Source organism: Streptomyces sp. NPDC001406, from assembly GCF_042895285.1.
GTDB lineage: Bacteria > Actinomycetota > Actinomycetes > Streptomycetales > Streptomycetaceae > Streptomyces.
Genome location: NZ_JBIAWG010000002.1, coordinates 700,158 through 709,300 on the forward strand (window position 1 = coordinate 700,158; position 9,143 = coordinate 709,300).

8 protein-coding genes are annotated in these 9,143 nt (G+C 69.4%); 5 read left to right on the forward strand and 3 right to left on the reverse strand.

Features of this window, described 5'->3' with window-relative positions:
• Window positions 1-5: 5 nt before the first annotated feature.
• Entirely contained in the window at window positions 6-1,253 is a 1,248-nt protein-coding gene (locus ACFY1J_RS07290; protein WP_390730829.1) for a cytochrome P450, read from the reverse strand.
• 135 nt (window positions 1,254-1,388) lie between these two features.
• On the reverse strand, window positions 1,389-2,951 hold the full coding sequence (locus ACFY1J_RS07295) for an AMP-binding protein (RefSeq protein WP_390730830.1): 1,563 nt from the start codon (window positions 2,949-2,951) through the stop codon (window positions 1,389-1,391).
• A 257-nt stretch (window positions 2,952-3,208) separates the two neighbouring features.
• On the opposite strand from ACFY1J_RS07295, the gene ACFY1J_RS07300 reads away from it, so the two are divergent.
• From ACFY1J_RS07300 to ACFY1J_RS07310, 3 genes are all read left to right on the forward strand, one after another.
• Entirely contained in the window at window positions 3,209-4,570 is a 1,362-nt protein-coding gene (locus ACFY1J_RS07300; RefSeq protein WP_390730831.1) for a flavin monoamine oxidase family protein, read from the forward strand.
• Between the two features lie 356 nt (window positions 4,571-4,926).
• Entirely contained in the window at window positions 4,927-5,130 is a 204-nt protein-coding gene (locus ACFY1J_RS07305) for a ferredoxin (RefSeq protein WP_351214502.1), read from the forward strand.
• A 4-nt stretch (window positions 5,131-5,134) separates the two neighbouring features.
• Window positions 5,135-6,313 (forward strand): NAD(P)/FAD-dependent oxidoreductase, encoded by a 1,179-nt coding sequence (locus ACFY1J_RS07310; RefSeq protein ID WP_390730832.1) that lies wholly within the window; start codon window positions 5,135-5,137, stop codon window positions 6,311-6,313.
• A gap of 80 nt (window positions 6,314-6,393) precedes the next feature.
• Here ACFY1J_RS07310 and ACFY1J_RS07315 read toward each other — a convergent pair whose 3' ends face one another.
• Window positions 6,394-6,567, reverse strand: a complete 174-nt coding sequence (locus tag ACFY1J_RS07315) for a hypothetical protein (RefSeq protein WP_390730833.1) — start codon at window positions 6,565-6,567, stop codon at window positions 6,394-6,396.
• Between the two features lie 274 nt (window positions 6,568-6,841).
• Between ACFY1J_RS07315 and ACFY1J_RS07320 the strand changes: the two genes are divergently transcribed.
• Window positions 6,842-7,435, forward strand: coding sequence for a TetR/AcrR family transcriptional regulator (locus ACFY1J_RS07320; protein WP_390730834.1), 594 nt, complete (start codon window positions 6,842-6,844; stop codon window positions 7,433-7,435).
• Between the two features lie 139 nt (window positions 7,436-7,574).
• Window positions 7,575-8,813: a cytochrome P450 gene (locus ACFY1J_RS07325; RefSeq protein WP_390730835.1), complete on the forward strand. Its 1,239-nt coding sequence runs from the start codon at window positions 7,575-7,577 to the stop codon at window positions 8,811-8,813.
• Window positions 8,814-9,143 lie beyond the last annotated feature (330 nt).

Sequence of the window (9,143 nt, forward strand, 5' to 3'; positions counted from 1 at the left end):
TCAGGTCAGTTCGCGCGGGGGCCCAGCCGGACCGGGAGCGTCTGGCGCTGGTTGACGAAGAACGACGCGGTGAACGGCGCGTCGCCGGCGATCTCCATCTGCGGGTAGCGCTTGAGCGTTTCCCCGACCATCAGCCGCAGCTCAAGGCGGGCCAGCGCGTTGCCGAGGCAGAAGTGGCGGCCGCCGGCTCCGAACGCCTGGTGCTCGGGGTTGCGGGTGACGTCGAAGCGGTCCGGGTCCTCGTACTTGTCCTCGTCGCGGTTCGCCGACGGGTAGAACAGGACAACCTGGTCGCCCTCCTTGATCGTCTGCCCCCCGACCTCGGTGTCCTTCGTCGCCGTGCGCCGCATCAACGTGAACGCGGGGAACATCCGGAGCGCCTCCTCGACGGCGCTGGGCACCAGCGACGGGTCGTCGAGGACCTTCTGACGCTCGTCGGGATTCTGCATCAGCGCGATCATGGCGCTCGTGTACGTCGCCATGGTGCTGTCGTTGCCGGCGGCGAAGAGCAGCAGCATGCCCGCGACGATCTCGTCGTCGGTGAGCCGGTCACCCTCGACCTCCGCGTTGACGAGGATACTGATGAGGTCGTCGCCGGGGTTGGCCTTGCGGTCCTCGATCAGCGCCACGCACTGCTCGATCAGGTCGGGGATGAAGACCGTGAGCCACTCCTCGAGACCGCCGGGGTTGAAGTGCGGGTCGTCGAGGGCGATGTAGCGGCTGATGTTGTGGATCCAGCGGGCGTCGTCCTCCTCGGGGATGCCCATGAACCCGTGGATGACGCGGGCGACGATGGGCTTGGCGACGTCGTTGACGAGGTCGCAGGTCTCCTTGCCGTCGAGGCGGTCGAGCACGTTCGTGACGGCCTCACGGACCTTGGCCTCCTCGGCCGCGATGCGCTCCTGGGTGAAGCCGGCGAGGAAGAGCTGCTTGAGCCGGTCGTGCCGCGGCGGGTCCAGGTTGATCATGTCCATCTTGGACAGTTCCTTGAGGTCCTCGGGCATGCCCTCCCAGGTCAGGTCGACGGCCCCCTCACGGTGGGAGGAGAACGTCTTCCAGTCGCGGCTGATCTTCGCGATGTCGTCGGCCTTCGTGATCGACCAGAACCCGGGCGCCTCGGGCATGCCGACGATGCCGGCGGAGTGGTGCACCGGGCACTTTCCACGCATCTCGGCGAAGACCTCGTGCGGCGGGCCGTCGACCCACAACGCCATGTCCGCGACCGTGAAACCGGGGTTGTTGATCGAACTCATCGCTCCTCCTGTGTGACTTGGCGAAAAGCTGGTGCGGCGAAACGTAGGTCGTGCGACGCGGTCCCCTCGCGGTCGGTGTCGGGATCGGCCCAGTTGGGGGAGTACGGCTCGCGTGGGGGCGTCCGGCTCCGGCGTCTACACCCGGGGAACCTCGCCGTCCCACGCCGCTTCGGTGATGCCGCGCGAGCGCACCTTGTCCTTGTTGACCCGCTCGGTGGGTGTCCGCGGGAGGTCGTCGACCACCTCGATGAAGCGGGGAACGGCGTGCTTGGGGAGGTCGGCGGCCAGGAAGTCGCGCAGCCCGGGCGGATCGATCGTGCGCCCCTCCCGGGGGACGACGAGGATCGCGACGTCCTCCTCGCCGAGTTCCGACGGCACGCCGATGGCGGCAGCGACGAGCACGTCGTCGTGCTTGTTGGCCGCGCCCTCGACCTCCCACGCCGACACGTTCTCGCCCCTCCGGCGGATCGAGTCCTTGAGCCGTCCGACGTAGTAGAGGAAGCCGTCCTCGTCAGCCCGCATCCGGTCGCCGGTGTGGAACCACAGGTTGCGCCAGGCTGCGACGGTCGCCTCCGGCTTGTTCCAGTAGCCGGCCATCATGATGTGCGGCGACCGGGGTCGCACGATGAGCTCACCGATCTCCCCGACCGGTACCGGCTTGTCCTCCGCGTCGACCAGCTGCACCTCGAGCTCCGGTGTGGGCACGCCCACCGAGCCGGGCCGGGTTCGCTCCGGCGTGTTCATCGTGATGCAGAGCGCCTCGGTCATGCCGTACATCTCGATGAGCTTGACGCCGTAGCGCTCCTCGAAGTCCCTCTGGAGCGCTGCGGGCACACCGCCGCCGGAGCCGATCACCGCCGGGTGGTCGCGATCGGCATCGCTGGGCCTGGCGGCGTACAGCATCGACAGCATGGTGCCGAGGTAACCGAAGCACGATGCGTCGGCGGCGCGCACCTCGTCCCAGAACCGGCTCACGCTGAATCGTTTACCGAGGGCTACCCGGCCGCCGGTGAGAAGCGCGCCGAGAACGTACGACCGGGCGTCTGAGTGGAACAGCGGCTCGGGCGTGTACACGGTCTGCCCCGGCTTCATGCCGAGGGCGGACGAGCCGCGGCGGGCCCAGGTGACTTGGTATGCATGAGGCAGCAGCACTCCCTTGGAAGGCCCGGTTGTGCCGGAGGTGTAGATCATCGTCGCGACGTCGCTCTCGAGCGGCGGCTCCACCGTGCCGTCGCGGCCCAACTCGATGACCTCGTCGAAGGTGAGGTGCCGGGTGCTCGCGCCGAACGGCAGGTCGCCGCCGTCGGGGTCGATCAGTACGGCGAACTCGGGATGCTCGGGAACGACCTCGGCCACCGCACGCAGGTACTCCGGGAGCCCGATCATCACCCGCGGGCCGCAGTCGCTGACGAGGTACTCGAGGAACGCGCCGCGGGCCTCCGGGTTGATCGGGACGTCGATCATCCGGGCCGAGTCGACTCCCAGCCATGCGACCACGGTCTCCAGCCTGTTGTCCGAGACGATCAGGCCCCGGTCACCGCGGTCGAGACCGAGCGCCCGCAGGCCGGCCGCGAGGGCGCGGACCGACTCGAACAGCTCGGCCCGCGAGCACTCCTTGCCGTCGATCAGGAGGACAGGGGCGTCCGGTGCTTGCTCGGCCTGCTCCTTCAGCACGGCGAAAACGGTGGCGTCACCCATGGTGGAGAGCTCCTCCTCAGTGGGCCGGTGGCCCGGTCTCGATCGGCAGTGCGGCGGCCGGAGCGCGACGGGCCCGTACCAGCGGGCGGCGCGATGGCCGGAAGGCAGCAAACCGCTCCACGCCCCCAGGCGGCCGGGCTGCCTGCTGAGCGGCACCCGGCTGGGGGAGAGAGGGGCGGTGGCGGCGGGATCCCCCGACCGGGCGCCTTGCCGCGGTGCACGAGCCGTCGACGCCGACCGGCGCGCACGATCGCCCCATGCAGAGCAACGGGAACATTCGCGAACAGCGGTGCGAGGTCGTCGTCGTCGGTGCTGGTGCTGCCGGCCTCATGGCAAGTTCGACACTGGCCGCCGAGTCGACTGACGTCGTGGTCCTGGAAGCAGCGACGAGAGCCGGTGGCCGCGTCGAGTCGGTCCGTCACGGGGACTACTGGCTCAACATCGGCACCCAGTTCACCGAGGGTGGGGGGCCGCTCTTCGACGTCATGGACCGCTACCGGATCGAGCGCGGTTCGCTCGCCGGCCGGAAGGCGGCGCTGTACCTCAAGGGCCGGATGGTGACCACCGACAGCGCGCCCCTGCTCCTGCTGCGCTCCCGCATGCCACTCGCGGCCAAACTGGAGCTGGCGCGGGTCGGGCTGCGCATCAAGTACGCATGCGCCCGCCTCTCAGGGAACAACGCCGAGGTCGCGCGTGCGGTCCGGGCTCGCTTGGACTCCCGGTCGGGCGTCGAGGCGCTGATGGCGGGGGTCCGGTCCCCTGAGATGATCGCCCTGTTCCGCGCCTGGTCCGGCCAGTGGATCGGCTGCGACCCCGAGGAGACCGCGGCGCGGCAGCTCGCCATCTCCATCGGCACTGCCCTCGAAAAGGCGGCGAAGGTGCCGAACTTCGCCCTTCCTGTCGGAGGCAACCAGGCCGTCACCGACGCGCTCGCGGAGGACCTCGGCGACCGGCTGCGGCTCGGCGCCGAGGTGCAGCGGATCACCTGGACCGACGACAGCGTGATCGTCGAGTACGTCGACGCGGCCGGTCCGGCACGGCTGACGGCGAAGCGTGCCGTCGTCGCCACTCCCGCGGACCGGGCCCTCGCGATCATGCCCGACCTGCCGGACGCCCAGTATTCGGCGCTGACCGAGATCAAGTACGGCCGCTACATCCTGGCCGGGATCTTCACGAAGGAGCAGGGCCCGCAGCGGTGGGACGACTACTACGGCATCTCGACGCCGGAGCTGTCGTTCCAGATGGTGTTCAACCACGCGGCACCGCTGAGAGCCCAGGGCCCACGGAAGCCGGGCGGCGCCCTGGTGTTGCTGTCCGGCGGGTCCTGCGCCGACCAGCTGGGCAAACTCTCCGACGAGGAGATCGAGGCCGCGTTCCTCCGCGACCTGATCGGGATGTTCCCGGAGCTCGACGGCCAGATCGACTGCGTGGTCGTGAAGCGGCAGCCGCGCGTGGTGTCCTACTGGGAGCCGGGCAAGCGCGACGCGTCGCAGCAGACCCTGCGCGCTCCGCTCGGTCCGATCTGGTTCGCGGGCGACTACCTGGGCGATCCTTCATTGGCCGTGGCCGCGGCGTCGGGCCGACGGGCTGCCCGGAAGGTGCTGCAGAGCCTGGCGTGAGGTCGGCCGCGGGGTCGTTGTCCTGGGGGCCAGCCGGTCGCGGCCGCCGGTGATCAGGTGAGGCTCGCGCCGAGGACGAACGTGTCGACCGTGAGCTGCCGGGTGGCGATGGGCGGGCCGAGGACCACCACGCCGGGTCTGGTCGGCCCGTTGCCGAGCGCCGTGCGGATCATGTCCGTTCCGAAACGGGCCGTCAGGTTCGCACGCCGACGACCGCCCAGTCGGCGGCTCGTTCTGCGAGAGACCCCCCGGTTGGGCATTCTTCGGGGCTCGGCCCGGCGGGGCAGCGACGAACGGCTCCAGCCTTGTCGGCAGACCCGCAAGAACGCACGGGCCAGAACGCAAGGAGAGCCATCATGGCGCTGACGCTCAGGATCGACCTCGACGGATGCACGGGCTGTGCCTGCTGCATGATGGAGTGCCCGGACCTCTTCGACATCGACGACGAGTCGGGCCAGGCCATTCTCCTCGAGCCGCACCCCTCGGACGACCGCCTCGAGGAGGCGGAGCGCGCCGTACGTTCGTGCCCCGAGGGCGTCATCACCCTCGAGCAGGACTGACGCCATGGACCGCATTGTTGTGGTCGGCGGCTCGGTGGCGGCGGTGAACGCTGTCGACGGGCTCCGGCACGCGGGTCACGAGGGCAACATCATGCTGGTCAGCGCGGAAGACTTGCTGCCGTACGACCGGCCTCCGCTGTCCAAGGAGGCATTGTGCGAGGGCCACGAGCACCACAGCCTGCTGATCAAGGAGCCCGGCTGGTACGACGACAACGCCGTCGAGGTCTGCCTCGGTGCGGCAGCGGTCGGCCTCGACGCCGCCGACAAGACGCTGTTCCTCAAGGGTGGCCGGGAGGTGTCGTACGACGGCCTCGTCGTCGCCACCGGATGCCGGACCCGTCCGTTGGAGCTGCTCGACGGCGTGCCGAACGTCTACGAGTTGCGGTCATTCGCCGACTCGCTGACCCTCCACGAGCAGCTGCGGCCCGGCCGCCACCTGGTGGTCATCGGGGCCGGCTTCATCGGGCTGGAGGTCGCCGCCACTGCCCGGCAGATGGGCCTGGACGTCTCGGTCGTGGAGATCGCTCCCGTCCCGCTGACCCGGGTCCTCGGCTCCGAGCTCGGCCACTGGTTCCAGGACCATCACGTCGGTCACGGCGTGAACCTCCACTGCGGAAGCGGCATCGACCGCGTCGAGGTCACCCCCGGTGGGAACAAGGTCCACCTGGCAGACGGCACGGTCCTGGCCGCCGATCTCATCGTCGCCGGCGTCGGGGTCCAGCCGGACACCGGCTGGCTCGAGGGCAGCGGCATCGAGCTCGCGAACGGCGTGGTCTGCGACGAGGCTCTCAGGACGACGGCTCCCGACGTGGTCGCGGCAGGTGACCTCGTGCGCTGGCCGAACCGGCTGTTCGGGGAGACGATGAGGGTCGAGCAATGGCTCAACGCCGTCGAGCAGGGCGCCCACGCGGCGCGCACGCTGCTCGGGGAGAACGAGCCGTTCGCGCCCGTCCCGTACTTCTGGTCGGACCAGTTCGAGGCCAAGGTCAAGTTCGTTGGTCACGTGGACGGCCGGGACCAGGTGAAAATCACCCAGGCGGACGACAAGTCGCTGGTTGCCCTGTTTGGCCGCGCGGACCGGCTCCGAGGCGCGCTGTGCATCAACGCGCCGCGTCAGCTGGTGTTGAGCAAGCGGGACATCCTCAACGGCGTGTCCTGGGCCGACGCCACGGCCGGCACCTGACACGGACGCATAAACGAATCGGCCGGTGCGAGCAACGAGCGCACACCGGCCGATTCGTCGGGAACGGTTGGACCGACGTGTCACTGGGTGGAGTAGCCGCCGTCGACGATGAGCACCTGACCGGTCATGAAGTCCGGGGCGGACGCGAGGAAGATGATGCCGGCACGGGGCGGACGGCCGGGGGCGACGGGCCTTCTGGCCCTTGGTGTGGGGACCCCCGACCCGGTGGAGCGCCGCGACGGTCGGCCACGCATGCGCGACCTTCAGCCGTACCGTGCTGCAACCTGCCGGCGCACCTCGGCAAGCCCACGGTCCGGCGCCAGGACTGGCCCATGCGGGTGTACGTCGCCGCACGCCGTGCTGGCGCGCGAGCTTCGCGGCCACTGTGCTCCTGTGCTCGGCCACCGGACGGGTGTGCAGCACCGCAGAGACCCGCTACGCCGCGTGGGACCGCGAGCGCCGGGCGTGCCCGCCCGCGCACCAGTGCCGAGGGAGCGGGCAGCCGGCCGAGCGATGAACAGGAGTCAGATGGCACACATTCCGGCCGATGAGCGGCGCGAGCAGTTCATCACCGCGGCGGTCGCGGTGATCGCTGAGGTCGGCGTCGAGGGCGCCAGCACGCGACGGATCGCCGAGGCGGCCAAGGCGCCCCTGGCCGCCCTCCACTACTGCTTCCGGAACAAGGAGCGTCTGCTCCTGGACGTGTTCGACCGGATTCTGGAGTCGCACCGTGCCGATACCGCGTCGATCGACGGCGGCGGCCAGAGCGTGGCCGACGTCGCGGTGGACCTGCTCAGCCGCACCCTCGAGTGGGGCCTTCGTAACCGGGACGAGGCCCGCGCCGAGCTCGACCTCGCCCTGTGGGCGGCCCGCCAGGAGACCGGCCTCGGCGTGCAGATGTACGCCAGCTTCATCGACATGTGGACCGCGACGCTGCGGCAGGCGGACCCCGGGCTGACGGCCGCGGAGCTCGACGCGACCGTCCGCCTCATCATCGCCCTGGCGGACGGGCTCGGCCTGCAGATGCTTTCGCACCAGGACGACGCGCAGACGCGCCGGAACACTGCGGAGGCCGCGGTCATGCTCGCGGCACATCTCCGGGCGCGCTACGCCGACGCCTGATGCATCCCCCAGGCGGGCGCAGATCGCCTCACGCCGCTGCGGTGGCTCGCCCCTGAAGTCCTAGCGTCCTCGCTCAGTGGAGCAAGTGACCCAGTCGGGCGACCCGAGTGAACCGGGCGTCCCTGATGAAGGAGGACCGATGACCGCGGACGAACTACCGGAGGACCTGACCCTCGCGGACTTCGACCTATGGAAGGACGGGCCGCCGCACGGGATCTTCAGCGACCTGCGTGCGAAGTGTCCGGTGCACTGGTCAGCCGGCATCCCCGTCCTGCCTGAAGAGGAGGGTTTCTGGTCGCTGACCAAGGCCGACGACATCGCCAGGGTCAGCCGCGACTGGCGGACCTTCTCGTCGGAGCGCATGGGCATCGACATCACCAACCATCAGATCCCGATCGATTTCGCGCGTGCCGAGTTCATTGGCATGGACCCGCCGAAGCACGACCGGATCAAGCAGCTCTTCCTGGCGGGCTTCACGAACGAGAAGATCGCCGGGCACGAGAACTGGATCCGCAAGGTCGTCGTCACGGTCTTCGACCGCCTCGACGCCGAGGAGACCTGCGACCTGGTGAGCGCTGTCTCTCAGCCCATCGTCGCGCGGGTCATTCACCGCCTCCTCGGTATCCCGGATGAGGAGGACGTCAAGTGGGCCGACTACATGAAGCGGTACATGGGTCGTGACGACCCAGACCTGAACCCGGGCGGCATCGACGCCTACGTCAACCAGCTGCTACCCACCCTGATGCAGGAGGTCACCGACATGATCGAGGCGCGCCGGGCGAACCCCACCGACGACCTGATCAGCGTCCTCGTGCACGCCGAGATCGACGGGCAGACGCTCTCGGCCGAGGAGATCATGTACGGCACGCTGCTCCTGATCGGTGCCGGCAACGACAGCACGATGGCGACGTACGTGAGCGCGACGAAGGCGCTCATGGAAAACCCTGACCAGCGCCGACTGGTCCTCGACGACATGTCGCTCGTGCCGAGCGTCGTCGAGGAGGCCCTGCGGATGTTTCCAGCGTTCTCGATGATGCGGCGTACAGCGACCAAGGACGTCGAGATCGGCGGCCGGCTGATCAAGGAGAACGACAAGGTCGTCATGTGGTACCCGTCGTCCAACCGGGACGAGGACAAGTACGACGACCCGCACCGTTTTGACGTGACCCGCAACCCGGAGCACCAGGCGTTCGGAGCCGGTGGCCGCCACTTCTGCCTCGGCAACGCGCTGGCCCGGCTCGAGCTGCGGCTGATGATCGAGGAGACGCTGAAGCGCTACCCGGAGATGGAGATCGTCGGCGAGGCGCCGCACGCCGAGTCGTTCTTCATCAATCAGGTCAAGACGCTGCCGGTGAAGCTGGGCCGCCGCGCCGGGTGATCGGTCGCCTGCATCCGGCACCGCGCCCCGTCGCCCGGTGCCGGAGGCAGGCAGGAAGCCATCAGATGGGGCGTCGTCGCGCAGGGGTGGCCATCAGCCAGTTCGCCGCACATGCGCAGCTGCGGTTGAGAGTGATGGCGCGGATGCAGTCGTCCGGCAGACATCTGTGGGGTGGTTGCTGCAGGAACACCAGTGGCGGGGGGGCCCCCCCGGGGGGGGCCCCACCCCCCCCGGGGGGGGGGGGGGCCCCCCCCCCCCCCACAACAATAGGGTGTAGAAAAAAAAACCGCCCCACAACCCCACCACCCCACACCAAACACAACCCCAAAA

Coding starts and splice junctions, on each gene's coding strand:
- ACFY1J_RS07290 (WP_390730829.1), bottom strand. CDS start 1,253: ATGAGTTCGATCAACAACCCCGGTTTCACGGTCGCGGACATGGCGTTG.
- ACFY1J_RS07295 (WP_390730830.1), bottom strand. CDS start 2,951: ATGGGTGACGCCACCGTTTTCGCCGTGCTGAAGGAGCAGGCCGAGCAA.
- ACFY1J_RS07300 (WP_390730831.1), top strand. CDS start 3,209: ATGCAGAGCAACGGGAACATTCGCGAACAGCGGTGCGAGGTCGTCGTC.
- ACFY1J_RS07305 (WP_351214502.1), top strand. CDS start 4,927: ATGGCGCTGACGCTCAGGATCGACCTCGACGGATGCACGGGCTGTGCC.
- ACFY1J_RS07310 (WP_390730832.1), top strand. CDS start 5,135: ATGGACCGCATTGTTGTGGTCGGCGGCTCGGTGGCGGCGGTGAACGCT.
- ACFY1J_RS07315 (WP_390730833.1), bottom strand. CDS start 6,567: ATGCGTGGCCGACCGTCGCGGCGCTCCACCGGGTCGGGGGTCCCCACA.
- ACFY1J_RS07320 (WP_390730834.1), top strand. CDS start 6,842: ATGGCACACATTCCGGCCGATGAGCGGCGCGAGCAGTTCATCACCGCG.
- ACFY1J_RS07325 (WP_390730835.1), top strand. CDS start 7,575: ATGACCGCGGACGAACTACCGGAGGACCTGACCCTCGCGGACTTCGAC.